The sequence below is a fragment of the Pantoea sp. GM_Pan_4 genome (assembly GCF_026541005.1).
Taxonomy (GTDB): Bacteria; Pseudomonadota; Gammaproteobacteria; order Enterobacterales; family Enterobacteriaceae; genus Pantoea; species Pantoea dispersa.
This window is the reverse complement of record NZ_JALNUZ010000003.1, coordinates 304,319-330,225: the sequence shown is the minus strand read 5'-3', so window position 1 is coordinate 330,225 and position 25,907 is coordinate 304,319. Positions and strand designations below refer to the sequence as shown.

At 57.8% G+C, this 25,907-nt stretch carries 27 protein-coding genes; 12 read left to right on the top strand and 15 right to left on the bottom strand.

The genetic code is table 11. The features are described from left to right. Positions 1–48: 48 nt before the first annotated feature. Positions 49–816 (top strand): helix-turn-helix transcriptional regulator, encoded by a 768-nt coding sequence (locus tag OXR61_RS10590; protein WP_021508983.1) that lies wholly within the window; start codon positions 49–51, stop codon positions 814–816. Between the two features lie 199 nt (positions 817–1,015). Here the strand turns inward: OXR61_RS10590 and OXR61_RS10585 are convergent, their stop codons facing one another. Then, the gene (locus OXR61_RS10585; RefSeq protein WP_021508982.1) at positions 1,016–1,912 is read right to left on the bottom strand and encodes a LysR family transcriptional regulator; all 897 of its coding nucleotides are present in this window, start codon (positions 1,910–1,912) and stop codon (positions 1,016–1,018) included. Between the two features lie 109 nt (positions 1,913–2,021). Here OXR61_RS10585 and OXR61_RS10580 point away from each other — a divergent pair, with 109 nt between their 5' ends. Continuing rightward, the gene (locus tag OXR61_RS10580) at positions 2,022–3,185 is read left to right on the top strand and encodes an alpha/beta fold hydrolase (protein ID WP_021508981.1); all 1,164 of its coding nucleotides are present in this window, start codon (positions 2,022–2,024) and stop codon (positions 3,183–3,185) included. 91 nt (positions 3,186–3,276) lie between these two features. On the opposite strand, the gene OXR61_RS10575 is transcribed toward OXR61_RS10580, so the two are convergent. Further along, positions 3,277–3,495: a hypothetical protein gene (locus tag OXR61_RS10575; RefSeq protein WP_021508980.1), complete on the bottom strand. Its 219-nt coding sequence runs from the start codon at positions 3,493–3,495 to the stop codon at positions 3,277–3,279. Between the two features lie 331 nt (positions 3,496–3,826). Between OXR61_RS10575 and OXR61_RS10570 the strand changes: the two genes are divergently transcribed. From OXR61_RS10570 to OXR61_RS10555, 4 genes are all read left to right on the top strand, one after another. Beyond that, a complete protein-coding gene (locus tag OXR61_RS10570) occupies positions 3,827–5,539 on the top strand; it encodes an ATP-binding cassette domain-containing protein (RefSeq protein ID WP_267412047.1) in 1,713 nt (570 codons plus the stop codon). A 143-nt stretch (positions 5,540–5,682) separates the two neighbouring features. Beyond that, positions 5,683–6,858: an efflux RND transporter periplasmic adaptor subunit gene (locus tag OXR61_RS10565; RefSeq protein WP_031279986.1), complete on the top strand. Its 1,176-nt coding sequence runs from the start codon at positions 5,683–5,685 to the stop codon at positions 6,856–6,858. Continuing rightward, complete coding sequence (locus OXR61_RS10560) at positions 6,855–8,792, top strand: MacB family efflux pump subunit (RefSeq protein WP_021508977.1); 1,938 nt, start codon at positions 6,855–6,857, stop codon at positions 8,790–8,792. Before OXR61_RS10565 ends, OXR61_RS10560 begins: the two co-directional genes overlap by 4 nt. A 176-nt stretch (positions 8,793–8,968) precedes the next feature. After that, positions 8,969–9,247, top strand: a complete 279-nt coding sequence (locus OXR61_RS10555; protein WP_021508976.1) for a hypothetical protein — start codon at positions 8,969–8,971, stop codon at positions 9,245–9,247. 352 nt (positions 9,248–9,599) lie between these two features. Here the strand turns inward: OXR61_RS10555 and OXR61_RS10550 are convergent, their stop codons facing one another. From OXR61_RS10550 to OXR61_RS10530, 5 genes are all read right to left on the bottom strand, one after another. Further along, positions 9,600–9,815: a YdgH/BhsA/McbA-like domain containing protein gene (locus tag OXR61_RS10550; protein WP_021508975.1), complete on the bottom strand. Its 216-nt coding sequence runs from the start codon at positions 9,813–9,815 to the stop codon at positions 9,600–9,602. A gap of 114 nt (positions 9,816–9,929) precedes the next feature. After that, positions 9,930–10,088: a hypothetical protein gene (locus OXR61_RS10545; RefSeq protein WP_021508974.1), complete on the bottom strand. Its 159-nt coding sequence runs from the start codon at positions 10,086–10,088 to the stop codon at positions 9,930–9,932. 141 nt (positions 10,089–10,229) lie between these two features. After that, positions 10,230–10,445 carry a YdgH/BhsA/McbA-like domain containing protein gene (locus OXR61_RS10540; protein WP_021508973.1) on the bottom strand — a complete coding sequence of 72 codons (216 nt, stop codon included), beginning with the start codon at positions 10,443–10,445 and terminating at the stop codon, positions 10,230–10,232. A gap of 320 nt (positions 10,446–10,765) precedes the next feature. Beyond that, the gene (locus OXR61_RS10535) at positions 10,766–11,317 is read right to left on the bottom strand and encodes an NlpC/P60 family protein (protein WP_021508972.1); all 552 of its coding nucleotides are present in this window, start codon (positions 11,315–11,317) and stop codon (positions 10,766–10,768) included. A 259-nt stretch (positions 11,318–11,576) separates the two neighbouring features. Next, the gene (locus tag OXR61_RS10530; RefSeq protein WP_021508971.1) at positions 11,577–13,094 is read right to left on the bottom strand and encodes an MDR family MFS transporter; all 1,518 of its coding nucleotides are present in this window, start codon (positions 13,092–13,094) and stop codon (positions 11,577–11,579) included. Between the two features lie 78 nt (positions 13,095–13,172). Here OXR61_RS10530 and OXR61_RS10525 point away from each other — a divergent pair, with 78 nt between their 5' ends. Further along, entirely contained in the window at positions 13,173–13,835 is a 663-nt protein-coding gene (locus tag OXR61_RS10525; protein ID WP_021508970.1) for a TetR/AcrR family transcriptional regulator, read from the top strand. 1 nt (position 13,836) lies between these two features. Here the strand turns inward: OXR61_RS10525 and OXR61_RS10520 are convergent, their stop codons facing one another. Then, on the bottom strand, positions 13,837–13,992 hold the full coding sequence (locus OXR61_RS10520) for a hypothetical protein (RefSeq protein ID WP_021508969.1): 156 nt from the start codon (positions 13,990–13,992) through the stop codon (positions 13,837–13,839). A gap of 183 nt (positions 13,993–14,175) precedes the next feature. Between OXR61_RS10520 and OXR61_RS10515 the strand changes: the two genes are divergently transcribed. Genes OXR61_RS10515 through OXR61_RS10500 form a run of 4 tightly spaced genes read left to right on the top strand, consistent with a single transcriptional unit; the run spans position 14,176 to position 17,177 of the window. Next, positions 14,176–14,742, top strand: coding sequence for a peroxiredoxin (locus tag OXR61_RS10515; protein ID WP_021508968.1), 567 nt, complete (start codon positions 14,176–14,178; stop codon positions 14,740–14,742). Positions 14,743–14,756: 14 nt separating this feature from the next. Then, positions 14,757–15,986: a thioredoxin family protein gene (locus tag OXR61_RS10510; protein WP_021508967.1), complete on the top strand. Its 1,230-nt coding sequence runs from the start codon at positions 14,757–14,759 to the stop codon at positions 15,984–15,986. A 17-nt stretch (positions 15,987–16,003) separates the two neighbouring features. Then, on the top strand, positions 16,004–16,555 hold the full coding sequence (locus OXR61_RS10505; protein WP_021508966.1) for a sigma-70 family RNA polymerase sigma factor: 552 nt from the start codon (positions 16,004–16,006) through the stop codon (positions 16,553–16,555). Further along, a complete protein-coding gene (locus tag OXR61_RS10500; RefSeq protein WP_021508965.1) occupies positions 16,548–17,177 on the top strand; it encodes an NrsF family protein in 630 nt (209 codons plus the stop codon). Before OXR61_RS10505 ends, OXR61_RS10500 begins: the two co-directional genes overlap by 8 nt. Positions 17,178–17,198: 21 nt before the next feature. Here OXR61_RS10500 and OXR61_RS10495 read toward each other — a convergent pair whose 3' ends face one another. Continuing rightward, positions 17,199–18,263: an SDR family oxidoreductase gene (locus tag OXR61_RS10495; RefSeq protein ID WP_021508964.1), complete on the bottom strand. Its 1,065-nt coding sequence runs from the start codon at positions 18,261–18,263 to the stop codon at positions 17,199–17,201. A gap of 100 nt (positions 18,264–18,363) precedes the next feature. Between OXR61_RS10495 and OXR61_RS10490 the strand changes: the two genes are divergently transcribed. Further along, the gene (locus OXR61_RS10490) at positions 18,364–19,266 is read left to right on the top strand and encodes a LysR family transcriptional regulator (protein ID WP_021508963.1); all 903 of its coding nucleotides are present in this window, start codon (positions 18,364–18,366) and stop codon (positions 19,264–19,266) included. 7 nt (positions 19,267–19,273) lie between these two features. Here the strand turns inward: OXR61_RS10490 and OXR61_RS10485 are convergent, their stop codons facing one another. The 6 genes from OXR61_RS10485 to OXR61_RS10460 are packed head-to-tail and all read right to left on the bottom strand — an operon-like array spanning position 19,274 to position 25,604. Beyond that, on the bottom strand, positions 19,274–19,924 hold the full coding sequence (locus OXR61_RS10485; protein ID WP_021508962.1) for a methionine ABC transporter permease: 651 nt from the start codon (positions 19,922–19,924) through the stop codon (positions 19,274–19,276). Further along, positions 19,908–21,005, bottom strand: a complete 1,098-nt coding sequence (locus tag OXR61_RS10480; RefSeq protein ID WP_021508961.1) for an ATP-binding cassette domain-containing protein — start codon at positions 21,003–21,005, stop codon at positions 19,908–19,910. Before OXR61_RS10480 ends, OXR61_RS10485 begins: the two co-directional genes overlap by 17 nt. A gap of 2 nt (positions 21,006–21,007) precedes the next feature. Further along, complete coding sequence (locus OXR61_RS10475; RefSeq protein ID WP_021508960.1) at positions 21,008–21,808, bottom strand: MetQ/NlpA family ABC transporter substrate-binding protein; 801 nt, start codon at positions 21,806–21,808, stop codon at positions 21,008–21,010. A gap of 20 nt (positions 21,809–21,828) precedes the next feature. Next, a complete protein-coding gene (locus OXR61_RS10470) occupies positions 21,829–23,190 on the bottom strand; it encodes an LLM class flavin-dependent oxidoreductase (protein ID WP_021508959.1) in 1,362 nt (453 codons plus the stop codon). Continuing rightward, positions 23,187–24,389 carry an SfnB family sulfur acquisition oxidoreductase gene (locus tag OXR61_RS10465; RefSeq protein ID WP_021508958.1) on the bottom strand — a complete coding sequence of 401 codons (1,203 nt, stop codon included), beginning with the start codon at positions 24,387–24,389 and terminating at the stop codon, positions 23,187–23,189. The genes OXR61_RS10470 and OXR61_RS10465 overlap by 4 nt, the downstream gene beginning before the upstream one ends. A 9-nt stretch (positions 24,390–24,398) precedes the next feature. Next, complete coding sequence (locus tag OXR61_RS10460; RefSeq protein WP_021508957.1) at positions 24,399–25,604, bottom strand: SfnB family sulfur acquisition oxidoreductase; 1,206 nt, start codon at positions 25,602–25,604, stop codon at positions 24,399–24,401. Positions 25,605–25,907: the final 303 nt, after the last annotated feature.

Genomic DNA, 25,907 nt, shown 5'->3' with positions numbered 1-25,907 from the left:
TTGCGCAGCGCTCAATTACCCTTGCAAACTGGTCAGATGGGGACGGATATGCGAAACGAGAAAATTGACGGCTTCGATCGGCTGAATCGCGATGTTGTAGCGCTCGGCAACGACTATGCGCAGGGATTTTTCCTGCCGCAACATCAGCACCGCCGTGCGCAGCTTCTGTATGGCGCAACCGGCCTGATGCACGTTTCAACCCGTGACGGGGAATGGGTGGTGCCGCCCCAGCATGCGGTATGGATCCCCCCCGAAATCCTGCATGCCGTCAAGTTTACAGGCGTAACGACGCGTAGCCTGTATATCGAACCCGCATGCGCGTCCAGATTGCGTAACATCAGCCGCTGCGAAGTGATTGCCGTATCGCCGCTGTTGCGGCAGCTACTACTGGAGGCGGTGGATTTGCCGCCGTGCTATGACAGCGTACGCGATCGGGCGCTGATAGATTTAATGCTGCTTGAAGTGGCGGCAATGCCAGTGTGCGCGCTCGAGATCCCTTTGCCGCAGCAGCCCGCGCTGTTGAGGCTATGTCAGGCTTTTTTACTTGCGCCAGCCATTCACGATCCGGCAGAACGCTGGGCCAGCGCGCTGTTTATGAGCGGCAGCACATTTCGTCGCCATTTTCAGCAGCAAACCGGCATGTCGTTTTCAGCCTGGCGTCAGCGAGCCTGTGTGGTCAGCGCGCTGGCAATGCTGCTAACGGGAACACCGGTAAACGAAGTCGCGTTGTCGCTCGGCTATGACAATGGTTCATCCTTCGCGACGATGTTCCGTCGGATTACCGGCCAGCCACCTTCATTTTATCACCCGACTTAACAGGGGGGCTTTGTCCACTGCTACCAGCTCAGGTCTGATAGCTTTCCTGCGCCATTGACTGAACAGACGCATGGCAGTTGCTATTTTGAAGGTAGAATAAGCTTTGTAAAGCCAAGGTAAAGACGTAATGTTGGAACAATAACGTTCGCGTTGTGCTAAAAGCGGGCATCATTCTATGTTTGTTCAAGTACCCGCACTCTTAAAGCGGCTTCGCTTTCAAAGCATCAGCAATAAAATCAACGAAAGTGCGAACCTTAAATGGAATGCGCATCGCACTCGGGTACACTGCCTGAATGGTAAGCTCTGATGTCCGGTAATCTGGCAGCAGCTCAATCAGTTGGCCCTGCCTTATGTGCTCTCGAAAAACAAAACAGGGGCCATATACAATCCCTGTACCGCCCAAGGCCGCTTCCATTAACAAATGGATATTGTTTGATGTGAGCCGGCAACGGCTTTCAATAGTGTGTGGCCTGTTATCTGTGTCATAGATTGTCCAGTCTCCGGCAGAAATTGCCTGGCTGAAAGCCATGCGCGGCATACGCGAGAGATCATCTGGCGTTTCAGGCATGCCGTATTTTTTCAGAAAGTCTGTTGATGCGCATAAAACCATTTTACAGGGTGCCAGACGTCGGGTGACAAGCGTCGGATCGTCCAGATGTCCTATGCGTATGGCTACATCTATCCGTTCCTCAAGCAAATCAATATACTTATCCTCAAGGACAACACCTGCACTGACTTCCGGAAATTGCTCAAGGTAGCGTGACACAATCTTCCCCAGATGCATTTCGCCGAAGGCAAGAGGGGCGGCGATGCGTAACAATCCCCGGGGAGTGGCCTGAATGTCACTGGCTTCCCTGTCTGCGTCATCCAGAGCCTCGATAATCACTTTGCAGCGGTCATAATATCGCTGACCAACATCCGTAAGGCTCAGTCGGCGTGTAGAGCGCTGAATAAGCCGCACGTGTAAATCGGATTCTAAAGCACTGACATGTTTTCCTGCCATGGCTGATGAAAGTTTAAAACGTCTTGCGGCCGCAGCAAAACTGCCTTCCTCAACTGCCGCAATAAAAATTCGCATACTGGTAAACTTGTCCATTACGCACACCATTCGATAATATGGTTATCGACTGTAAACACTATTCAGCCAATTATCATTTATAAGAACTGTAATTAACATTATTTTAAACCATGAGGAGAATGAAATAATGAAAATTACAGTGAACAATACAGGTATTAATGTACAGCAACATGGTCGCGGTGAGCTTGCACTGGTGTTCCTGCATTACTATGGCGGATCATCCCGAACGTGGCAGAGCGTGATATCACAGTTACCTGATCACTATCGCACGGTAGCTATCGATCACCGTGGCTGGGGATTATCAGATGCGCCGAAGTCCGGATACCGGATTGCGGACCTTGCAAGTGATGCTGAAGGCGTCATTGCCGCGCTCAAGCTAAAGCGATATATCCTGATTGGCCACTCAATGGGAGGAAAAGTTGCCCAATTGATGGCATCCCGTCGGCCTCAAGGCCTTGAAGGGCTAATGCTGATTGCACCCTCTCCTCCTTCGCCCATGATGCTTTCTAAAGAAGATCGCGACAGGCTTACCAGTGCATATAGCAGCCGTGAATCAGTCGAGTTTGTTATCGACAATGTTCTGACGTCGAGGCCGCTTAGCCCGGCGCTCCGTGAGCAGGTCATTGAAGACAGTCTGAGCGCCGGAACTGAAGCGAAGGCTGCCTGGCCCGACATCGCCATGCGCGAAGACATTACAAGTGCAGTTGCCTCCATTAATGTTCCCGTAAGAGTCATATCAGGAGAGCTGGACCGGGTCGATACCCCGGAAACGTTGCAAAGAGAGCTGCTGCCTCGCATTCCTCACGCAGCAATGATGATTGTTCATGGCACAGGACATCTTTCGCCGCTGGAATCACCTCAAGAAATTGCAGGATACATTTCCAATTTCGCAGCTTCGGTTGAGAGGAGCGATACTGTCCATCGATCGCCAGCTGAAACCATTGCTGCATTTGATGAAGCATTTAATGCCGGAAATATTGACGCATTGATGTCTGTTTTCAGTAACCGTGCCTCGATGAGAATGCCCAGCAATGTTGTCATCGAAACTGATCCTTATGCATTGCGTATGGCTTTTACCACGTTGATAGCATCAAGGCCAATTATCAGAAACCAGATCCATACTCTTATCCCTTCAGGTGACCTTATTCTTGCCATCATTAAATGGTCGCTGACTACGACATTAGAAGACGGCACTCAAAGAGATGATTGCGGCGTCGCCACACAGGTGATGGAACAAGGGGCGGATAAGGGCTGGCGGATACGCATTTCAAACCCGACGGGAATTAACTGACTGGTCAATGTCCGCTTTTGCTCAAAGCGGACATGGACTTGTGCACCGTCCGCTTTATGCCAAAGGCAAACAACCCAAAACAATCAGGTTTTTATTCGATGCGTTTCACATCAGGATGATGCTCAGTTGCAGCTTCATGAAAGATATCACCCAGCCAGCCTGCAATTTCGTCTTCTGGCATATCATCTGGAATAGCAATATCAAACATTCGTGAGAATTTTCTTTCTGTCACGTCGGCGCGAAATACCTGCCAGCCATCATCCTTGCGCAGAACACCAATGTGGCGGCCAAAAACGTCATAAATCAACATATTCAATCTCCTGTGACATCAATCAGACTCTGACGCCATACTATACCAACGCCGATACAAATCGCTGGAAAAAGCCGCACACCGCCACTATTATCGGCTGACTTATTCACCTGCTGATAACTAAGGAGGAACTCTATGCCGTCGTGTGAACTGTTTGTTTACTCACACTTCTATGGTGACTGGATCCGCTCAGGTTTTACCGCACTCGTGCTGCGATAATCCGCCTGAGCGAAGTTCTGACAATCTAATCCCTTCTCTCCGGCTTACCGGGTTGTCGTCAGCGAAATTCTGACGTCAGGCCTTTTTGCGCCTGCAACTTGAGAGTAAGTAGATGAGCACACTCCTTTCCGCACATGCCGTCGGCTTCGACAATGCCTTTGGCCCGCTTTTCCATTCCCTGGATTTCAGCCTGAAAAAAGGCGACCGCATCGGCCTGATTGGCGACAACGGCAGCGGTAAAAGTACCCTGCTGAAAATTCTCAGCGGTGAACTGGCCGCCAGTCACGGCAGCGTCACACCCGCCAGCCACTGTCTGCTGGCGCGCATCGAACAACACCTGCCGGAAACGTTATTCGGGGCCTCATTGCTGGATGGCGTTATCGCCCGGCTGCCCTCAGCACAGCGCAGCAGCGAGCGCTGGCGTGCTGAGGCGCTGCTGCATACGCTGGGTTTCAGCACAGCGCAGCAGTCACAAACCGCGGCGACGCTGAGCGGCGGACAGCATATGCGGCTGTTGCTGGCGCGCGCGCTGATTCTGCAGCCCGATTTACTGTTGCTGGACGAACCGGGTAACCATCTCGACCTGCCGACCCTGCTGTGGCTGGAGAATTTCCTGATCGGCTGGCAGGGCAGCTTTTTGCTGGTGTCCCACGACAGCGCGCTGCTGGACCGCGTCACCAACTGCAGCGCAATCCTGCGCGATCGCACGCTGCATGTTTTCCGTCTGCCCTGCACGGCCGCCCGCGAGGCGCTGGCGCAGCAGGATGAGGCCGATGCGCTGCGCCACCAGGCACAGCAGCAGGAGATCGCCCGGGTTGAGAGCAGCGCAAAACGGCTGGCGGTCTGGGGTCGAACCTATGACAACGAAGGTCTGGCGCGTAAAGCGAAACAGATGGAGAAGCGCATCGACTGGCTGAAAGCTGCGCAGACCACGCTCAGCGCCGGCAGTCCGTGGCAGCTGCAGTTACAGGGCGAAGCGCTGCAGGCGGATCGCGTGCTGGCGCTGCCGCCGATGTCGATTCAGCCTGCTGCCGGGGCGCCGACCCTTTTTTCCCTGCCCGCGCTGCAGGTGAAAAGTGGCGATCGCATCGCGATTGTCGGCCACAACGGCTGCGGCAAATCCTCACTGCTGCGCCAGCTGTGGCATAGCTGGCAGCAAGGCGACAGCCCGCTGTTTCATCCGCGCGCCCGCGTCGGCTATTACGACCAGAGCCTGCAACAGTTGCGTGACGACCAGACATTAAGCGCGGCATTGCACGGTTTCGCTGCGCTGAGCGATGAGCAGTGCAAAATGGCACTGATTAGCGCAGGCTTTCCCTGGCTGCGCCACCAGCAGAAGGTTGCCTCCCTCAGCGGTGGTGAGCGCTCGCGCCTGCTGTTTGTCGGCCTGACGCTGGCGCGCTACTCGCTGCTGCTGCTGGATGAACCGACCAACCATCTGGATATGACAGGCAAAGAGGAGCTGGCGCAGGCGCTGCAGCAGTTCGCCGGCGCGGTGCTGCTGGTGTCTCACGACCGCAGCCTGATCGCCAGCAGCTGCAATCGCTTCTGGCTGATTGAACAGCAGCAGCTGAGCGAGTGGCACGACTGGCCGCAGGTGACCGCCAGGCTGGCCACCGCCCATGTGCCCGTCGATCACCCGCTTGCCGCTGCTGCCGTCGATGACCGCCCGGGCGATGAAGATGCGCTGTTGCAGGCGCTGCTGGTGCTGGAAGAAAAGCTGCAGCAGGACGAAGCGCGTAAGGCAAAGCATCAGAAACCGGCGCAGCAGCAGCAATGGCGCAGGGAGATTGCGCAGCTGAAGCAACAGCTGAATCTGCTCTGAACGGATTGACTGATGGGGTATCGCTAACCCACAACCTGCGCCAGGGATGGCGCACTCCTCTGCGGCTGACAAAATTCCGCAGAATTTTTCTCCAGTTTGTCCCGCTTAGTGATTATTATTCTCGCTAAATTTAAGGGACGATGATGCACACAATGACGAAAAAATGGCTGTTTGCCGCGCTGACCGCGCTGGTGATGATTCTGGTTCTCTGGGCGTATTCGGCGTCACGCAGTAAACCCAATCCGCTGATGACCGCCGCGGTGCGCCAGGGCGACATTGAAAACGTGATTGCCGCCACCGGCAAAATGGACGCGATTGAGCGCGTTAACGTCGGTGCGCAGGTCTCCGGTCAGGTGAAAAAGCTGTATATCAAAGCCGGCGACAACGTGCGCAAGGGCCAGTTGATCGCGGAGATCGATGATCAGCCGCAGCGCAGCGATCTGCGTAATGCGCAGGCGGCGCTGAGCGTGGCGCAGGCGGATTTACAGACCCGTCAGGCTACGCTGGTACGCCAGCAGGCGCAGTTTCAGCGCCTGCAGCAGATGGTCAAAACTAACGCCGTTTCCCGCCAGGATTTTGATACCGCCGCCGAAGCGTGGCGCATCGCCCAGGCAGAGCTGACGGCGCAGCAGGCGCGGGTGATTCAGGCGCAGATCGAAGTGGATAAAAAGCAACTCGATCTCGGCTACACGCGCATCATGGCACCGATTGACGGCACGGTGGTGGCGATCGTCACGAAGCAGGGCCAGACCGTAAACGCCGTACAGAGCGCCCCAACCATCGCCAAACTGGCGCAGCTCGGCACCATGACCATCAAAGTGCAAATCTCCGAGGCGGACATTACCAATATTCAGCCCGGCCAGCAGGCGTGGTTTACCACTTTCGCCAATCCGGATAAACGTTACAACGCCACGCTGCGCAGCATCGAGCTGGCTCCTGAGTCGGTGATGAAAGATGATGCGCTGATGGGTAACAGCGAAAACAATACCGTGAGCAGCACGAACGCGGCGGTGTATTACAACGCCCTGCTCGATGTGCCGAACCCGGATAATGCACTGCGCATCTCCATGACGGCGCAGGTTAATCTGCTGCGTGACCAGGCGAAAAACGCGCTGCTGGTGCCGGTACAGGCCACGAAAAAGGCCAGCGATGGTCGTACTTACGTCGAAATCGCGGATCAAAATAATCAGCCTGAGAAGCGCTACATCACCACCGGCATCAGCGACAGCGTTGACATTCAGGTGCTGAGCGGGCTGCGCTTAGGGGAAAAAGTGATCCTTGCCACGCAGCAGCCGGGCGCGGACAAGGTGGTGATGTGAATATCATCGAACTGCACAACATTCAGCGCAGCTACGTCAATGGTTCCCAATCCCTGCAGGTGCTGAAAAACATTAATCTGCAGATTGCCAGCGGCGAAATGGTGGCGATCATCGGGCCCTCGGGCTCAGGCAAATCCACGCTGCTGAACATTCTTGGCTGCCTTGATGCGCCGGACAGCGGTAATTACCTGATTGGCGGTAAAAATACCGCCACGCTCTCGCCCGATGCGCTGGCGCAAGTGCGGCGCGAGCACATCGGCTTTATCTTTCAGCGCTATCACCTGATGCCAGATCTCAGCGCGCTGAGCAACGTTGAAATACCGGCGATTTACGCCAATTTATCCGGCACCGCACGCCGTCAGCGCGCCGCACATCTGCTGGCACGGCTCGGATTACAGGGGCGCGAACAGCATAAGCCGGGCGAGCTGTCAGGCGGCCAGCAGCAGCGTGTCAGTATTGCGCGTGCACTGATCAACGGTGCCGAAATTATCCTCGCCGATGAGCCCACCGGCGCGCTCGATTCGCACTCCGGTGAAGAAGTGCTGCGCATCCTCAGCGAACTGAACCGCGAAGGTCACACGGTGATTATCGTTACCCACGATATGAAAGTGGCGCAGCACGCGGAACGCATCATTGAAATTCAGGACGGCGAGATTTTTGCCGACAGCGGCAGCGCTGCCACGGCCGCAAAAACGCGCTTTACGCCAGCGCCACGCAAGCGGCAAAGCAGATTCCGCGGTCTGCTTGACCGGCTGCGCGAATCATTACGCATGGCGCTGAATGCCATGAACGCCCACCGCCTGCGCACCGCACTGACTATGACCGGCATCATCTTTGGCATTGCCGCCGTCGTCACCGTGGTGGCGCTGGGCCAGGGCGCGCGGGAAAAAACGCTGGAGAGCATTTCCGGACTGGGTACCAATGTGGTTTCTATCTATGCCGGGGGCGATTATGTCGAGGATGATGCGCATCCGGTACAAACCCTGGTGATGGCCGATGCCGATGTGATTGCGCGCCAGCAGTTTGTCGCCGCCGTCAGTCCGGAGATCATCGCCACACAGCCCATTCGCTACCTGGCCAACGCCTCCAAAACTTCAGTTTCCGGCGTAGGCGTCGACTATTTTCGCATTCAGGGCATTAAGCTGGTGGAAGGCAGCAACTTCAGCGATGAGCGGCACGCGCGCCAGGAAGTCATTATTGATATCAACACACGCAATAAATTATTTGGCGAACAGGGCCCGAGCCCGATTGGCAAAATGATTGTGCTGGGATCGGTGCCGGTGCGGGTTATTGGCGTGGCCAACAATGAAGATGGGCTTTCGCCCAACCGTCTCAGCGTCTGGCTGCCGTGGAGCACGGTGATGTATCGCATCAGCGGTCAGACCGCGCTCACCAGCATAAGCATCAAACTTAAAGATGATGTGGTGAGCGGTGCGGCGGTGGAATCGCTCACCCAGCTGCTGACGGCGCGCCACGGCACCAAAGATTTCCTGATGTTCAACCGGGACAAGTATCGTAAAGCGATAGAAGGTGCGGCGGCCACGCTGACGCTGCTGATTTTACTGGTGGCTTCGATTGCGCTCATGATCGGCAGTATTGGCGTAATGAACATCATGCTGGTGTCGGTGACCGAACGCACCCACGAGATTGGTGTGCGCATGGCGGTGGGTGCGCGACGCGGCGACATTATGCAGCAATTTATGATTGAGGCCGTGCTGGTGTGCCTGGTGGGCGGATCGCTCGGCGTGGCGCTGTCTCTGGTGATAGGTCCGGTCATTTCACTACTGGCTGGCGGCGTGCTGACCGCCATTTACTCGTGGCAATCGGCTGGCGCAGCGTTTGCCTGCTCAACCATTATCGGCATGATATTTGGTTATCTGCCCGCGCGCAAAGCCGCACGAATGGATCCGGTCGCCGCGCTCGCCAGCGAATAAAATCAGCAACCGGACCGGCACATTATTCATGCTGGTCCGGTCATTTCAGGTCTAATCCGAAAGTCATTAAATCAATTAGCCCCGCAGGTCATCATCGGCGTAGACTGAATGCGTCTCTAATTTAGACACATCACCGATTATCTATTCGATGGCTATCACTCGCCCGAGAGTAAGTTATGTTAGAACCGCACTATTTTTATTTATGTCACGATCCGGACGCCGGCTGGGTATTGCATAAAAAAGGCTGTTACGTACTGGAATTTGAGGAAGAGAAGCGCTTTATCGGCTCTTTGTATACCGTGCATCAGGCGCTGACGGTAGCGCGTATCCACCATCCGCAAATAGCCTGTTGCCGCGACTGCCTGCTGGACAAAGGCCGGTCGAAAAGAACGCCGGTTAATAAAGAGAAAAATCTGATTCCCTCTCGCCATTTTGACGACGACCAGAAAAAATAACGGTGCAGATTACGCAAACGTAATGTGTTTTGAAATGGTGAAATAAACTCACCCGCTTCGCGTTTATTTAGCCGCAACCGGATTCATTTCTGACAAAATAACCGACGGGTAAGTCGGGAAATCCACTCAGCGTTTATCGCCTGACGGTTTGATATTAAAGCAGTTATCCACAACTGACGTGCAAAGAGGCTGGCTTATCCTGTGGATAAACGCCTGGGCTCCGCCTGTTGCGCCCGCTGAGCAGGATTGGTCAAATTTCGAACGCCAGCCTGCTGCTTTTGATAGCTTTCAGTCGGGCCGGAAACAGCAAAGCCGCCCGAAGGCGGCCTTAACGCAGTGAACCAGTCTGAACTTAGTTATACAGTTCAGCCGTCATGTGCACGCGGTTGTTGGTGTTGGCTTCAGTAATTTTATACTGAGCGCCCTGCTGTTGCGCCTGCGCGGCGATTTTAGCTTCTGCACCGTCCAGCGTAGAGGAAGTCACGGTTACGCTCTGGGCAAAGCTGGCAGCTGACATCAGTGAAAGAGCGGCAACAGCGGCGATTGACATAGCTTTAATGGTTTTCATGGTCTTATTCCTTAATGGTTGTGGCTGAAGGCTGTGTGCCTTCGATGGAACTAATAATAACTCAGGTTACTATACTGCAATTGATAATTAGTGCGGTTATCGTGATCGTGCTAATTATTCCTGATTGCCCGGTTGCGCCAGCTCAGCGCGCACCGTCGCAATAAATTGCGGCCAGTGGGCAAAACGAATCACCGGAACGTGAGCATGGCGTTGCGTGCGTAATGCATCTGCAAAAGCCAGCGCCTGCCGGTTGATATCCACGTTGTTCAGCATATTGCGTTCTCCTGCCAGACGGTCTGCGCTGCAAATTCAGCAACATCGCCAGAATGATTGTTACGCCGCGAGCCTGACTGCACGACAAAAAAGGCCGCCCGTCAGGCGACCCGTTCTGGCACATCCCTGTGCAACCATCCGTTATTTGTAGAGTTCAGCGGTCATGTGCACCAGGTTGTTGGTGCTGGCTTCCAGAATTTTATATTGCGCACCCTGCTGCTGAGCCTGAGCGGCAATTTTCGCTTCGGCACCATCCAGTGTGGTGGAGGTGGCTGAAACGGTTTGCGCGAAGCTGGCAGCAGACATCAGGGAAAGCGCGGCGGTGGCGGCAATGGTCAGTGTTTTGATAGCTTTCATGGTCATATTCCTTAGCGTTTGATGAGAAGGCGCTGCGCCTTCAATGGGGATAATAATAACCATGTTTACTATTACAAAATTGATAATTAGTGCGAATACTATGATCGCACTAATTGTTAACGCGTGATATTTAAATTATTTATTTATAATCAACAGGTTGAATGTATTTCAATGCCCATAAAGCGGCACAGAGCGTTAAAGCAGCCATCATGTTGGATGCGAATTGCCACTGAAACAGGAGACGAATGGTTGACGGCGGGATGGGTCTGAGCACGGGCGCGAAAACGTCGCGCCGCGGCTTTGTGGAAGGATGTCTGACTTCAGACTTTATTTTTATAATTGAAACTGATCTGCGAATTTTGCTCGCGCGGAAGTCGTCTGGCTTCTAAATATACCGATTTCCAGTACGGATTATTCAGTGACGAGCGCATCACACCCTGGCTGACTGATGCATGCAGGAACTGGCGATCGGTGTCGTAAAAGCCGACGTGCAGCTCATGCTTAATGCGGAAGAACACTAAGTCGCCAGGCTGTAAATGCGCCTGATCGACCGGCTTACCCATGGCAATCAGTTCACGCGTTGTGACGCGATCCATGGGAATATTGAAACGATCTTTTAAGGTGCGCCAGACAAATCCGGAACAGTCAACGCCGGATAATTGCGTTCCGCCCCACTGATATTTGGTGCCTTCCCACGAATGCATTTGATCGTGCAAAGCGGCTATTACCGGAATTAAATCGGGCTGTTTACCACCGTCCTGCGAGGTATCAACACTTTCCTGCTCCGGTGCTGGCGAGGAGTGAGACGAGCAGCCAGCCAGGGTTAATAACATCAGGCAGGCAATCAGGTTGCGGGCCGCAGTAGCAATCATAGGGTGACGTTTCACAGTGGATAACAGGGATAGCAGATTTATACCGTAAAGAAGTTGCAGAAATAAAGCGTCTCCGCCCGAATTCTCGCTGTCTTCACTATTTTTACCTAAGTTTACAGAAAGGTAACGCTATGTATTTAGGATAAAAATCTATATCTTTTGCTGCTTTGCGCCGACAGCGCATATTTATCCGGCAAATTGCGTTTAAATTTTATTCCGCAGCCTGACCGACGGACCTGCTGCGAAATAACCGGAAAGCTTATTTGCGCACGTTATCGCGCAGCGGCGACTCCGGCAGCAGCAGCGAAAGTATAAACGCCAGCAGCATAACGCCGGCGGCCATCTGAAATGCGGCATGCACCGCATCACTGAACACCAGCAAATAAGCCTGACGCAGCGCTGCAGGCAAATGGTTCACGGCGACCGGATCCAGCGAAGGCGGCAGCACATTACCCTGCTCTATCAGTCGGGTCGCTCCGGATTTCAGCACGTGACTGAACACAGCGCCAAACAGCGCAACGCCGATCGAACCACCCACCGAGCGAAACAGCGTAACCGATGAGGTCGCTACGCCGATGCGATCGGGCGTCACCGCATTTTGCACCGTCAGCACCAGCACCTGCATAGTCATGCCCATTCCCATGCCGAGCACGCTGGAGAACAGATAAATGTGCCAGAGCGGCGCATCCAGCGTCAGCGTTGTCATCAGCGCCATCCCGGTTGTGGCCAGTAGCGTCCCGGCGATGGGGAATAAACGGTATTTCCCGCTGCGGCTAATCATGCGACCACTAATGATCGAGGTGACCAGCAGCCCGCCCATCAGCGGTAACAGCTGTAGTCCGGCCTCGGTGGGCGTGGCGTTTTTTACTACCTGCAAATAAAGCGGCAAAAACGTCACGCTGCCAAACAGCGCCATGCCGATAATAAACGCCATCAGACTGGCGAGGGAAAAACTGCGATTGCGGAACAGATCGAGTGGAATGATCGGTTCCCACGCGCGTCTCTCCTCATAGACAAACCCCAACACGCCAACCAACCCCATGGCCAGAATGCACCATAGCTGGGGATCTGACCATTCGCGCAGCGTGCCGCCTTCACTGGTAAACAGCGTCACGCCCACCAGCGCCAGGCTGAGAAACACCGCACCCGGATAATCGATTTCATGGGGTTTGCGTCGGCTATCCGCTTTAAACACCGCATTAATGATCAGCAGCGCCAGCAGGCCGAGCGGCAGGTTAATGTAGAAAATCCAGCGCCAGGACATGTGCTGCACAATAAAACCGCCCAGCAGCGGCCCAATCACCGTCGCCAGACCAAACACGCCGCCAAACAGGCCCTGGTACCGGCCGCGTTCGGCGGGCGGAATGACATCCGCGACCGCCGCCATGCTCACCACCATTAATCCGCCGCCGCCCAGTCCCTGCAGCGCGCGGGTAAAAATCAGCTGCGGCATGTTTTGCGCCAGCCCGCACAGCGCCGAGCCCAGCAAAAACAGCACCACCGAGATTTGCAGCACCGTTCGGCGGCCAAACAGATCGCCAAATTTGCCGTACAGCGGCACAACCAGGGTTGAGGCCAGCATGTAAGCAGTGACGATCCACGACAGGCGATCCAGCCCGCCCAGTTCGCCGACGATAGTCGGCAGCGCGGTCGAGACGATAGTCTGATCAAGCGCGGACAGCAGCATCACCAGCATCAGCGCGCCCATCAGCAGGCGAATGGAAGGCGGGCTGGTTGCCCCGCTGTCGCGCTGCGATGTGATAGATTGAGGTTTCATAACGACACCGTTTGAAATTAATTAAATGCACAATTAATATTAACCGAAGTCTGACACGAAACCCGTGAGTACGTAAAGATGACCGCACAAAAAGTGATGGAGAGCAAGACAGCGCCTTCTGATAAACCCCGCCGGCCGGGCCGTCCACGCGGCGGCGCAATCAATGCCCAGCAGCGCGAGCATCTGCTGGACATCACGCTCGCGCTGTATGCGCAAAACGGCATCGCGGAAACCTCGCTCAACGCCATAGCCCGTAAAGCTGGCGTCAGCCCGGCCATGCTGAATTACTATTTTCAGTCGCGCGAGTCACTGCTGGATACCGTGGTCGCGGAACGCTTTGTGCCGTTACGGCAACGGCTGGAAGCGCATTTTGTCGAAGAGAGTAGTGACCCTGTCGCTGCGATCAGCGGATTCATTAAGGAGTTTGCGGATATCGTGCTGAGTCATGACTGGTTCGCACCGCTGTGGCTGCAGGAAGTCGCCAGTGGTCAGGGGCTGGGCGGCACGCTGAAACAGCGTCACGGTCATGCCGGACGCGAACGGATTCGCGCGTTGCTGATTCAATGGCAGCAGCAGGGATTACTGAACAACCAGCTGAATGTCGATGTGCTGATGACCTCAATTCTCAGCATGGTACTGGTGCCCTTTACCCGCTTTGCCCACGAGCCGGGCTTTGATACCGAAATGATTCTGCAGCACACCCTGAGCATGGTGTGCCACGGTATACAGCCGCGCAACTGAGTCAGGCGTCGTCGCCGTGGGTCAGCGTCTCCAGCTGCTGCCAGAAATCTTCCGGCACCGGCTGCACCCGGGGTGGCGGCTCGGCAATGTGCTGTTCCAGGGACGCCAGCAGCTGCTGGGTTTCACTGTTCTGTTTATCGCAAGACGTTGAAGACATATCTAAAACCTAAAAAAACATCAGGCGATTATTGTAAGGATTTCACGCAAAGAATAAATAAACGAGACGGGAAAAAGGGATCTGCCCTGCTTTTTTTTGCCCTTCGCGCAACTTTTTACCGACTGCGGCGAACTGTCTGACTGAACACCCCTAACCGGACCTCTTTCACCGCAGGAGCAGATCATGACAACTATCAGGCATCTCATCGCTACCCTCACCCTCGGCACCACGCTGAGCCTCGCCGCCTTCGCTGCCAGCGCGGCGCTGCCCGTCGGTGCCAAAGCACCTGACTTTGAACTTCAGGGCGCGCTGGCCGGTAAGCCGCTCACCTTCTCGCTGCAGCAGGCGCTGCAAAAAGGGCCGGTGGTGCTCTACTTCTTCCCGGCGGCCTTCAGCGCGGGTTGTACCATCGAGGCGCACGACTTCGCCGAAGCCACGGATGATTTCAAAAAAATGGGCGCCACGGTGATTGGCGTCACTGCCGGTAACACCGAGCAGATCAGCGATTTTTCTAAGCTGGAGTGCCGTGACAAATTCGCCGTGGCTGCCGATCCGGGTGCCAAAGTGGCCGCCGAATATAAAACGCTGATGCAGATAAAAGGCAAAACGCTGTCTGACCGCACCTCTTATGTGATTGCCCCCAACGGCAATATTCTGCTGAGCTATACCGACAGAAACCCGGATACCCACATCGAAAAAGCGCTGGCGGCGGTGAAAGAGTATGACGCTGCGCATCCGCAAGCGCAGTAAGTGAGAGGGCAGCCATGTTAACCGCGATGCTGGCCGCCTTTTTGGGCGGCATCATCCTCAACCTCATGCCGTGCGTCTTTCCGGTAATTTCGCTGAAAGCGCTTGGCCTGTTGCGCCATCAAAGCCAGGCTGCCAGCGCGCGCCGTGAAGGCCTCGGTTTCCTGCTCGGCGTGCTGATGACCATGATGGCGCTGGCCGGCATTCTGCTGGCCGCGCGCGCGGGTGGCGCCGCGGTCGGCTGGGGCTTTCAGCTGCAGTCACCGCTGGTGATCGCCCTGCTGTCGCTGGTGATGCTGGCTGCCGCGCTTAACCTGCTTGGCGTCTTTGAGGTGGGACTGGCGGTGCAGCGCGTCGGGGCCATCGACATCCAGCGCGGCGCTTTTTTGCGTTCCGCGCTGACCGGGGCACTGGCGATCATCGTAGCCACACCCTGCGCCGCGCCCTTTATGGCCAGCGCCATCGGCTACGCGCTGGTGCAGCCCCCTGCGGTTGCGCTGGTTATTTTCTTTGCGCTGGCGCTCGGCTTTGCCGCGCCGTTTACCCTGCTGTCGCTGTTCCCACCGCTGGCGCGATTTTTACCGCGCCCTGGCGTCTGGATGGATATCCTTAAGCGCGGGCTGGCCTTTCCCATGCTCGGTGCCTGGGCCTGGCTGGTGTGGATTCTGGCCCAGCAGGCGGGCAGCAGCGCGCTGGCTGTTGTGCTGGCCGCCTCGGTGGTGCTGGCGTTTGCCGGCTGGCTGTATGGCATGGCGCAGCAGCGCCGCTTTGCCGAAAAAGGGCACAAAGCGCTGTTCAGCGTCACGGCGATATTGCTGATTGCGGTGATCGCGCCGCTGCCGGGGCTGATCAAGCCAGGCGCGGCGCTGCAAGGCGATATGCAGACGCAGGTCAGTAAACAGACGTGGACGCCGCAGGCGGTGGCCGCTCAGCGCGGGCATGGCAAAGCGATTTTTGTCGATTTTACCGCATCATGGTGCATCACCTGTCAGGTGAACGAGAAGACCTCGCTGTCGACCCAGGCGGTGAAAACCGCACTGGCGAAAACCGGTACGCTGTACATGGTGGCAGACTCGACTAAATTTAACCCGGACGTTGATGACGTGATGAGTGAGTTTGGTCAGGGCGGTTTACCAATGTACCTGGTGTATCCGGCTGATGGCGGACCACCGAAAGTACTGCCGCAGGTGCTGACACCCGGCATCGTAGTGGATGCGTTAAACCAGGCGGCAGCGAAGAAGACGTAACGGCAACAAGGCAGCGTATGCACACAGGCGATAGCGCACGTGAAAACTGGCCCGGACTGATGGAACGCGCGCAGGCCGGGGATCAGTGTGCCTATACCCGGCTGCTGCGGGCGCTGGTGCCGGTGATACGCGCGCAGGTGCGGCGCAGGCTGAGCGATGAAGCCTTAACGGAAGATGTGATTCAGGATGTGCTGCTCACGCTGCATCGCGTACGCCATACCTACGATCCCGCTTACCCTTTTCTGCCCTGGCTGACGGCGATAGTCTCGGCGCGCGCCATTGATGCCCTGCGCCGCCGCGGCCGCCAGCTGCACTGCGCGCTTGACGACGCTCAGGCCGCCGATCCCGCCAGCACGGCAGAACAGCAGCAGCTGGACACCCGGCAGGAGCTGGCGGGCTATCTCAGCCAGCTGCCGCTGCGTCAGCGTGAAATCGTTGAGCATGTTCATTTGCATGAAATGAGCCTGAACGAGGCGGCGGCACACCATAATCTGAGCGTATCGGCGGTGAAATCGCTGTTGCACCGCGCGCTCATCAATCTGCGCCGCTTTGGAGCAAACCATGACTGACCATCATTTGCTGATTGAAAAACTGGGGCGCGATCTGCGCCCGGTGAAACGCCCGCCGGCGACCGGAAAACGCGTGCTGGGCTGGCTGGCGCTGGCGCTGCCGGCCGGCATCGCGGCCAGTTTGCTGGTGCCGCGCACTCTGACCGACTGGTCGCAGGCCGGCGCGATACAGGCCGCACTGCAACTGATGCTGGCCTTTATCCTCGGGCTGCTGGCGATGCGCAGCGCCTTTGAACTCAGCATTGCAGGGCGGCGCGGCATCAGCGCAAAGCTGCTGTTGCCGCCGGGTCTGCTGTGGCTGGGATTGAGCGCCAGCAGTCTGCTGCAGACGGCCACGCCGCTGCAGCAGCACGACACGCTGCCGTGCTTTGTTTTCCTGCTGGTGGTGAGTCTGCCGATGCTGCTGCTGACCATCATCAGTCTGCGCCGGACGCGGGCGCTCTATCCGGCCCGCAGTCTGGCCATGGCGGGCCTGGGCGTCGCCTGCATGGCGGTAAGCCTGCTGGCGTTCTGTCATCCGGTGCACCTGCATGCGCTGGATTTGCTGCAGCACCTGGCGGCCATCGTGAGCATCATCGTGCTGACCGTATTGCTTGGCCGGCGCTGGGTGCAGATCGCCTGACGACGCCGGCCAGTAACGCTATCAGGGAATGATGCGCTCCGCACGCAGTCGGTCGAACAGCTGGGTGAAGGAATCCAGCGTGGCGCGATAGCCGGTAAAGCCGGCTTTACGGCTCTTGCTCATATCGGTAAATGCCTCCATCGGCCGGCCCAAATCCGCATCGGTGTGCCACCACGACGCCAGTTTATCGATGTCCGCTTCACGCAGCTGATAGCGCACAGCGATCTCACGCCAGGCCGCTGCGGCTTCCTGCATGCGTCCTTCCAGCGGCATCATCTGCGCCGGATAGTCTGCAGCTTCAATACCGAAATAGTCTGCCAGACGCGGCCACAGCCAGTTCCAGCGGAAGACATCGCCGTTCACCGCGTTGAAATCCTGATTGGCAGCCCCCTCAGCACGGGTCGCCCACAGCAGCTGTTCCGCCAGTAAACCGGCTTCGGTGACATCGGCCAGACCGTTCCACTGCTCCGGCGAGCCGGGAAAGATGAACGGCCAGCCTTTTTCACGGCACAGCGTGGCGTAAACGGCCAGCGTCTGCCCCATGTTCATGGCGTTACCCAATGCATAACCGATGATGGTGTGCGGACGGTGCACGCTCCAGCTGTAGCCATATTGCTCTGCGCCTGCAAACACTTCATCTTCCTGCGCATAGTAAAAGTTATCGACCGGCTGACGTCCCTGTTCTTCGCGGAACGGCGTCACCAGCACCGCACCTTTGCCATACGCTTCGAATGGACCAAGATAGTGCTTCAGCCCGGTCACCAGTGCCACATGCGCACCGTTCAGCCGCTCGCCGAACGCGGCAATGACGTTATGCACCATGCCCCCGTTAACGCGAATGTTCTCTTTTTCATTCGCCTGGCGTGACCAGACGCTAAAGAACAGCGCATCCGGTTTTTCCTGCGCCAGCGCATTGCGCACCGCTTCTGCATCGGTCAGATCGGCCGTCAGACTGCGGCAACCTTCCGGAATAGCACCGCGTCCGCGCGACAAACCGGTTACCTGCCAGCCCTCGCTTTGCAGCCTTTCCGCCAGCGCACGGCCAATAACCCCGCTGATCCCCACGATTAACGCCTGTTTTTGCATGTCGAATCTCCTCTGTTGCAGTTATCCTTAGCGTAATAGAGAATTAAATTCTTAGCCGTGGCATTAATTCACATCATTCCTGAACTGGGTTCACTAATACATGCACGATCAGCGTCTGAAAGACATCGTTCCTTTTGTCGCCAGTGTTGAAAGCGGCAGTTTTGCCGCTGCCGCTGAGCGTCTGCACCTGACCGGTTCCGCCATCAGCAAAAGCGTGACGCGGCTGGAAGCGCGGCTCGGCTCTCGCCTGCTGGAGCGCACCACCCGCAGCCTGACGCTCACCGACGCCGGCAGCGCCTATTATCAGACCTGCCTGCGCATTATGGAGGAGCTGGCGGAAGCCGAAGCAGTGCTGGCGGCGCAGCGCACCATTCCTTCCGGGCGATTGCGGCTGGCGGTGCCCAATACCTATGGCCGGCTCGGCGTCATGCCGCTGCTGATTCCGTTCTGTCAGCAGCATCCGGATGTGGAACTCAGCCTGACCTTCTCGGATCGCTTTATTGATCTGTTTGATGAGGGCATTGATGTCGCGGTGCGCATCGGCGGTTCGCCGGATCTGCCCGCCTCGCTCGGCTGCCGGGCGATGGGCCGCGAGCGTATGGTGTTTTGCGCCGCGCCGGACTATCTGGCGCGCGCAGGCAGACCAACCAGCGAGAGTGAGTTGCTGCGGCATCGGGCGATTCTGTACGAGCGCGTTGACGGCAGCACCAAGCCGTGGCTGTTCACCACGGAGGATGGACATCCGCACTGGCGCCAGGTGCCGTCTCGCATGGCGCTGGGCGACGTGGATGCACAAATGCAGGCGCTGTGCGCTGGCCTCGGGGTGGCGCAAATGCCGTCTTGGCTGGTGCGTGACGCGCTGGCGAGCGGCGCGCTGGAAGTGATTGTGCCGCAGCAGCAGCCGGACGGTCTGCCGCTGTCGGTGATTTGGCCACGGCGCAAACAGCTACTGCCGAAGGTCGACGCGCTGCTGGCGGCGCTTGACGGCCTGCAGATCAGGTAAAACGCCTTTAGCGATGGTTCAGCCGGCGCGACAGCCGGTCGCCACACAGCTGCAGCAGCGTGACCAGTGCCACCAGCACCACGATCACCGTGAGCATGACCTGCATATCGAAACGCTGGTAGCCGTAACGATAAGCCAGATCGCCCAGCCCGCCGGCGCCGATCGCACCGGCCATCGCCGAGGCATTAATCATCGTCACCAGCGTAATGGTAAAACCGCTGACGATGCCAGGCCGCGCTTCCGGCAGCAGCACGTGCCAGACAATATGCCAGCGCTGAAAGCCCATCGCCTGCGCCGCTTCCGTCAGCCCTTTATCCACTTCGCGCAGACTCACCTCCGCGATGCGGGCAAAAAACGGCGTCGCCGCCAGCGTCAGCGGCACCACGGCCGCCCAGACGCCGTAGGTAGTGCCGACAATCCAGCGGGTAAACGGGATCAGCGCCACCATCAGAATCAAAAACGGAATCGAGCGGAACAGGTTCACCAGCCAGCCCAGCAGCCGGTTGAGCAGCGGATTGGGGAACAGATCGCCGCGCCCGGTTACCACCAGAATCACCGCCATCGGTAAACCGATCAGCAGTGCCAGTAGCGACGACACGCCGACCATCAGCAGCGTATCCAGCAACCCCTGCCATAAACGATCAATAGCCAGTGACATAACCTGCAACCTCCAGTTGGTCCGCCAGCGGATGAAGCGCGGTAAGGGCTGCCGGCGCGTCGTGCCGGGCATCCAGCAGCAGCAACAGCTGGCCGGTGGGTTTGCGATCGACCCATTCAACCGCACTAAACAGTAGCGTCAGCTCGCCGCTGACCTGTGCGCTGATCGCCGCCAGATCCGGTTGCGCGCCCTGCCCGCTGTAGCGCAGCCGCACCAGCAAACGCGAGTCCACGTTCTGACGTTGCGGCGTAAGCAGCGGCTGGATGGCCTCCGGCAGCGCGCCGAATTGCGGATTAAGCAATTGCCGCGTCGTCTCATGCTGCGGATCGCTGTACACCTGCCACACCGGACCGCGCTCAATGATTTCACCCTGATCGATCACCGCCACCTGGTGACACAGGTCGTGCACCACGTCCATCTCATGGGTGATCAGCACAATAGTGATATGACGTTGTTGATTGATTTTTTTCAGCAGCGCGAGGATGGCGCGTGTGGTTTCCGGATCCAGCGCCGAGGTTGCCTCGTCGCACAGCAGCAGTTCCGGATCGTGCACCAGCGCGCGCGCAATGCCGACGCGCTGCTTCTGCCCGCCAGAGAGTTGCGCCGGCCAGGCATGCTGGCGCGCTTCCAGCCCAACCAGCGCCAGCAGCTCATCCACTTTTTGCCGCCGTTGCGCCGCCGGTATGCCGGCCACCTTCATCGGCAGTTCAATGTTTTGCCGCACCGTTTTAGCGGACAGTAAATTGAAGTGCTGAAAAATCATGCCGGTGCGGCGCCGCCACTGCACCAGCTGGCTGGCGCTCAGTGAACTGAGATCGATACCGTCAATCACCACCGCACCCTGCGTCGGATTTTCCAGCCGGTTCAGACAGCGGATCAGCGTCGATTTGCCCGCGCCGCTGCGGCCTATGATGCCAAAAATTTCGCCGCGTTTAACCTGCAGGTCGATGTGCTTCAGCGCATCCTGCGACTGGCCGTCATAGCGTTTGCTCAGCCCGCGGATCTGCACATGCGCACGGCCCGCGACCGGCGTCGTCGTGTGCAGCGCCGCCTGCTCGCCAGGAAGAGTCAGGCTGACCATGATTACTGGCTCCAGCCCGGCTGATACAGCTTGCCGTAGAACTCATCCAGCTTCGCGCGCACCACCGGCGAGTGCTGATAGATATCAACAAACTTTTTGAGACGCGGATCGTCCTGATGTCCATCGCGAATCACGAACTGAATCACATATTCCGGATGCTCAAGGCCATCAAATAACAGGGCCTTGTTAGGGTCGATGGTCTTCGACAAACGCAGATAGTGCGGATACCCCTGTGCCAGGTCGACCTCATCCAGCGAGCGCGACAACTGCACCGCCTCCACTTCGATGATTTTCAGGTGTTTTGGATTGCTGGCGATATCATCCACGGTGGATTTCAGCCCGCTGCCCGGTTTTAACGTAATCAGCTGCGCTTTTTGCAACAGCAGCAATCCGCGCGCACCGTTAATCGGGTCATTGGCAATCGCCACCGTGCCGCCGTCCGGAATCTGATCGATTGCCGTGTGCTTCTTCGAATAGAGCCCGATGTTATTGATGATGGCGGGCGCATACGGCACCAGATGGAAACCGCCCTCGCGGTTGGCATTATCAAGAAACGGCTTGTGCTGGAACAGGTTGACGTCAATGTCGCCATTTTCCACGCTCACGTTCGGCGCAGTCCAGTCAGTGAACTCCACCAGCTCGACCTGCAGTCCCTGCTTTTTCGCTTCAGCCACGGCGGTTTCCAGCGGCGGCGCGAAAGCCGCCGTGGTACCGACTTTGAGGGCACCGCTGTAGTCACCGGCGGCAAACGCGCTGGCGGTTAATATTGCGGCGCTCAGCGCCACTAATGAGGCAAATTTCATCCTGATTTCCTGAGGTTAAATTAACGAACGTCAGCCGCAGGCCGCCAGCGCGCGGCCGGGTGGCGCGCGGGCAGACGATCCTGCTGCTGAAAAATTTTTTGCCGGAGCGATCCCGGCTGATAGGCGGTTTTGAAGCGGCCGCGCTGCTGAAGTTCCGGCACCACCAGCTCAATAAAATCGCGGTAGCTTTGCGGATTCAGGATGCGCGTCAGATTGAAGCCGTCGATGTCGCCTTCATCAATCCAGCGGATCAACTGGTCGGCGACCTGAGACGGGTTGCCGACAATCACCGGATAGCGGCTACCGAGCGCATGCTGCTCCAGCAGCTGGCGACGCGTCCAGCCGTTATAGGCTTTGCTCACCGATTCAATGGCGCGCGTGTCGCCGCTGTGAATCGGTTCATCGAGGCCAAACGCAGCGAGATCGACGCCAATTGAGCTGGAGAAGTGCGCAATGCCGGCTTCAGCACTGGCGTATTCCAGATAGCTGCGGTGCTTCTCCTGCGCTTCGCGTTCGCTGGCGGCGACGATCACGCTGACGCCCATAAAGATGCGTAAGTCGTCCGCCTGACGACCCGCCGCCACCGCCGCGTGGCGCAGACGCTGCGCCTGCTCGCGCAGCGCCGCCGGCGAGCTGGCATTCACGAAACTGCACTCGGCGTGCCGCGCAGCAAACGCCACGCCGCGCGCGGATGATCCTGCCTGGAACAGCAACGGCGTGCGCTGCGGCGAAGGGCTGCTCAGGTGATAGCCCTGCACCTGATAAAATTCACCCTGATGATTGATCGCGTGAATCTTCTGCGCGTCGGCATACAGCCGGCGCTGTTTGTCGGCCAGCAACGCATCGTCCTGCCAGCTGCCTTCCCACAGCTGATAAGTGACATCAAGAAACTCATCGGCCTGGTCGTAGCGCCGATCGTGCGCCAGCAGTTGCTGCTGACCCATGGCGCGCGCCGCGCTGTCGAGATAGCCGGTCACGATATTCCAGCCGATGCGACCGTTGGTCAGATGGTCGAGCGTCGACAGGCGGCGGGCAAAAGGATAAGGGGCTTCGTAGCTGAGATTGGCGGTCACGCCAAAGCCCAGATGCTGCGTCACACTGGCCATGCCGGAAATCAGCATCAGCGGATCGTTCACCGGCAACTGAATGGACTCGCGCGCCGTCAGGCCGATACCCTGCTGATACACATCGTAAACGCCGAGAATATCGGCAATGAACAGTCCGTCGAACAGGCCGCGCTCCAGCAGACGCGCTAAATCCAGCCAGTACGCCAGCGAATTGAACTCCACTGAGCGGTCCTGCGGATGGGTCCACATGCCATGGTGAATATGCCCAACGCAGTTCATGTTAAAAGCATTGAGCAGAATCTGTTTGCGGCTCATAGCGTTCCCCGTCGCGGCGGCAGCACGCCGTTAAGCAGATAGTTGCCGATGACCGGATATTTCCAGCGTACCGGGTCATGCAGCGTATGGGTACGCGCGTTGCGCCAGTGGCGATCGAGGTTGTGCTCGCGCAGGCTGGCGCGCGATCCGCCCAGCTCAAACAACAGATTGCCGGCTTCCAGCGCCACCTCAGTGGTCCAGGCACGCGCTTTCGCCACTTCAACCGATGCCAGCGCGACGTGCTCAGCACTCGGGTTGCGTTGGGCGATATCGACCGCCTCCCCGGCGACATCCAGCAACGCATCACCGGCGCTGAGTCGTGCGGCGAGCCGCCCGGTGCGATCCAGCGTCAGCGGATCGTCACAGGCTCGCTCGACGCCGCTGTCCGGCCACGGCCGCGCGCGCTGCTGCACAAAAGCCAGCATGTCGTTGAAGGCCGCGCGGGCAATGCCCTGGTCGATAGCCGCATGCATAATCTGGGCAAACGGTCCGACGGTGGTCGGCCGCTCAAACGCGCTGTGAAACGGCACCACATCGTCCGGCGCGATCGCCACATCACGAAACTGCACGCTGCCGCTGCCGGTGGTGCGCTGGCCGAAACCGCTCCAGTCATCAATCACCGTCACACCCGGCTGATGGCGCGGTACAAACACCAGCTGTTCTTTGCCGTCATCGGCGATGGCCAGCGTCGGGATGCGGTCGGCAAACAGCGCCCCGGTGCAGTAAAATTTGTCGCCGTTGAGGTGCAGCCCGCTGGCGGTCTGGCTGAAGGCGGTGGTGCGCTGATGCGCCGCCGCAGAGCCGAACTCCGCCAGCGCGTTACCATAGTGAACGCCCGCCAGCACTTCGTTGTACAGCCGCTGCTGCTGGGCGTCGCTGCCGTTAACGCGCAGCACTTCCAGCGCGTAGAAGTGGTTTTGTGGCACCTGACCGATCGATGCATCGGCAGCGCTGAGAATGACAAAAATCTGCGCCAGTTCTGCGCTGGAAATCTCAATGCCGCCCCACGCACGCGGCACGGTAATGGCACCTAAGCCGGACTGGAAATAGTGCTGAAGTTCAGCATGTGGCAGCTCACGCTGCCGATCGCGCTGCGCTGCGCCGCTGCGAAAGCGTTCAGCCAGCTCTTCTGCCACCTGCAGGGCCTGCTGCGCACTGCGGATGCGTGCTGCCGGCTGTTTAGCGAAAACCTGCGTCATCATCGCTCCTTAAATCCACGCATGACGCGCGGGCAGAACATCATTGAGGTAATAGTTGCCGATGGCGTGCGTTTTCCAGCGCACCGGATCGTGCAGCGTATGGGTGCGCGCGTTGCGCCAGTGGCGATCCAGCCCATGCTTCAGCAATGTGCCGCGGCTGCCGCTCCACTCCAGCAGCTTTTCACTGGCTTTCAGTGCAATTTCGGTGGTCAGCACTTTGGCTTCTGCAACCGCGATGGAGGCGCGCGCGCAGTGCGCAGCGGTAAGCGCATGCGGGTCAATGCTGTCCAGTACGCGCGCCGCCCGCACCAGCAGCGCGTTGGCGGCGCTCAGTTCGGTGCTGATACGCCCGACATCGGCGAGAATGTAAGGATCTTCTGCGTTGCGGCTCACGCCCGCGTCCACCCACGGACGCGAGCTGCTGTGAATAAACGCCAGCGCCTCATCCAGCGCGCCCTGCGCGATCCCGGCGTCAATCGCGGCCTGGATCAGCTGCGATACGGCACCGCGCAGCGTTGGCTTATCGGGCGACGGTAGCGCAATGGTCAAACCGGCATCGACCGCCACCTGCTGGAGTTTCACCGTGCCGCTGGCGGTGGTGCGCTGACCGATACCCGACCAGTCGTCGATAATCTCCACCCCTGCCGTCGGCAGCGGAATGAACGCCATCACCGGCTGGCCCTCCTGCTGCGCGGTGGTCACCAGAATGTCGGCAAACAGTGCACCGGTGGAATAGAACTTTTCACCGCTGAGCCGTAAACCCTCCGGACCTGACACCAGCTGCGCCTGCACATCACGCGTGTGTTTGCTGTTCTTTTCCGGACCACCGTTGCCCAGCCGCTGTCCCTGAACCACCGCGCTGAGCAGGCGCTGCTGCTGTTGCGCGCTGCCTTCCCCCAGGATGAACTGGATCAGCCCGAAGTGGTTTTGCGGAATCTGGCCAAGCGACGGATCGCTGGCGGAGATCAGGCGGAACACCTCCGCCACGGTACCAAAAGACAAACCGCCGCCGCCAAACTGGCGCGGCACGCTGATACTGCCCAGCCCCAGCTGGGTGAACTGATCGAGCAGTTCACGCGGATAGATACGCTGTTGGTCACGTTCGGCTGCCCCGGCTTTCGCCTGTTCCGCCAGGTGGCGGGCGGCGTCGATTGCCGCCGCGTCAGACGTGATCACCGCCGCGCGCTGAAGTTGTTGAGCCCTGATTTGCGTCATCGCTGGATTCACTTTTTATTTTTGCTGTGATTCACAGGCTCATTCTGCCAGGGCAGAGAGCCGTAACTTAATAACAGATTGAGCGCGATGATAATCAGCGGGAATAACAGCGGTAAAGAGCGCGGTTATGCTATATCCGGCAAACGGCATGCAGAAAGGGAATAAAGAATTTATCAGGGATAAGAAGGCGTTAGCGGGCGCGGAGATGCAGGGTTATTACGCTGAGTGATACGGGTGAATTATCTTAAGTATTAATTCCGCTATCGATAGTGATAAATGACATTATTGCTTTATTGCGCCATG

Coding starts and splice junctions, on each gene's coding strand:
- OXR61_RS10580 (WP_021508981.1), top strand. CDS start 2,022: ATGAAAATTACAGTGAACAATACAGGTATTAATGTACAGCAACATGGT.
- OXR61_RS10555 (WP_021508976.1), top strand. CDS start 8,969: ATGTTAGAACCGCACTATTTTTATTTATGTCACGATCCGGACGCCGGC.
- OXR61_RS10515 (WP_021508968.1), top strand. CDS start 14,176: ATGACAACTATCAGGCATCTCATCGCTACCCTCACCCTCGGCACCACG.
- OXR61_RS10460 (WP_021508957.1), bottom strand. CDS start 25,604: ATGACGCAAATCAGGGCTCAACAACTTCAGCGCGCGGCGGTGATCACG.
- OXR61_RS10480 (WP_021508961.1), bottom strand. CDS start 21,005: ATGGTCAGCCTGACTCTTCCTGGCGAGCAGGCGGCGCTGCACACGACG.
- OXR61_RS10520 (WP_021508969.1), bottom strand. CDS start 13,992: ATGTCTTCAACGTCTTGCGATAAACAGAACAGTGAAACCCAGCAGCTG.
- OXR61_RS10525 (WP_021508970.1), top strand. CDS start 13,173: ATGACCGCACAAAAAGTGATGGAGAGCAAGACAGCGCCTTCTGATAAA.
- OXR61_RS10490 (WP_021508963.1), top strand. CDS start 18,364: ATGCACGATCAGCGTCTGAAAGACATCGTTCCTTTTGTCGCCAGTGTT.
- OXR61_RS10545 (WP_021508974.1), bottom strand. CDS start 10,088: ATGCTGAACAACGTGGATATCAACCGGCAGGCGCTGGCTTTTGCAGAT.
- OXR61_RS10575 (WP_021508980.1), bottom strand. CDS start 3,495: ATGTTGATTTATGACGTTTTTGGCCGCCACATTGGTGTTCTGCGCAAG.
- OXR61_RS10590 (WP_021508983.1), top strand. CDS start 49: ATGCGAAACGAGAAAATTGACGGCTTCGATCGGCTGAATCGCGATGTT.
- OXR61_RS10475 (WP_021508960.1), bottom strand. CDS start 21,808: ATGAAATTTGCCTCATTAGTGGCGCTGAGCGCCGCAATATTAACCGCC.
- OXR61_RS10540 (WP_021508973.1), bottom strand. CDS start 10,445: ATGAAAGCTATCAAAACACTGACCATTGCCGCCACCGCCGCGCTTTCC.
- OXR61_RS10505 (WP_021508966.1), top strand. CDS start 16,004: ATGCACACAGGCGATAGCGCACGTGAAAACTGGCCCGGACTGATGGAA.
- OXR61_RS10495 (WP_021508964.1), bottom strand. CDS start 18,263: ATGCAAAAACAGGCGTTAATCGTGGGGATCAGCGGGGTTATTGGCCGT.
- OXR61_RS10565 (WP_031279986.1), top strand. CDS start 5,683: ATGCACACAATGACGAAAAAATGGCTGTTTGCCGCGCTGACCGCGCTG.
- OXR61_RS10535 (WP_021508972.1), bottom strand. CDS start 11,317: ATGATTGCTACTGCGGCCCGCAACCTGATTGCCTGCCTGATGTTATTA.
- OXR61_RS10530 (WP_021508971.1), bottom strand. CDS start 13,094: ATGAAACCTCAATCTATCACATCGCAGCGCGACAGCGGGGCAACCAGC.
- OXR61_RS10510 (WP_021508967.1), top strand. CDS start 14,757: ATGTTAACCGCGATGCTGGCCGCCTTTTTGGGCGGCATCATCCTCAAC.
- OXR61_RS10550 (WP_021508975.1), bottom strand. CDS start 9,815: ATGAAAACCATTAAAGCTATGTCAATCGCCGCTGTTGCCGCTCTTTCA.
- OXR61_RS10485 (WP_021508962.1), bottom strand. CDS start 19,924: ATGTCACTGGCTATTGATCGTTTATGGCAGGGGTTGCTGGATACGCTG.
- OXR61_RS10465 (WP_021508958.1), bottom strand. CDS start 24,389: ATGACGCAGGTTTTCGCTAAACAGCCGGCAGCACGCATCCGCAGTGCG.
- OXR61_RS10470 (WP_021508959.1), bottom strand. CDS start 23,190: ATGAGCCGCAAACAGATTCTGCTCAATGCTTTTAACATGAACTGCGTT.
- OXR61_RS10585 (WP_021508982.1), bottom strand. CDS start 1,912: ATGGACAAGTTTACCAGTATGCGAATTTTTATTGCGGCAGTTGAGGAA.
- OXR61_RS10570 (WP_267412047.1), top strand. CDS start 3,827: ATGAGCACACTCCTTTCCGCACATGCCGTCGGCTTCGACAATGCCTTT.
- OXR61_RS10500 (WP_021508965.1), top strand. CDS start 16,548: ATGACTGACCATCATTTGCTGATTGAAAAACTGGGGCGCGATCTGCGC.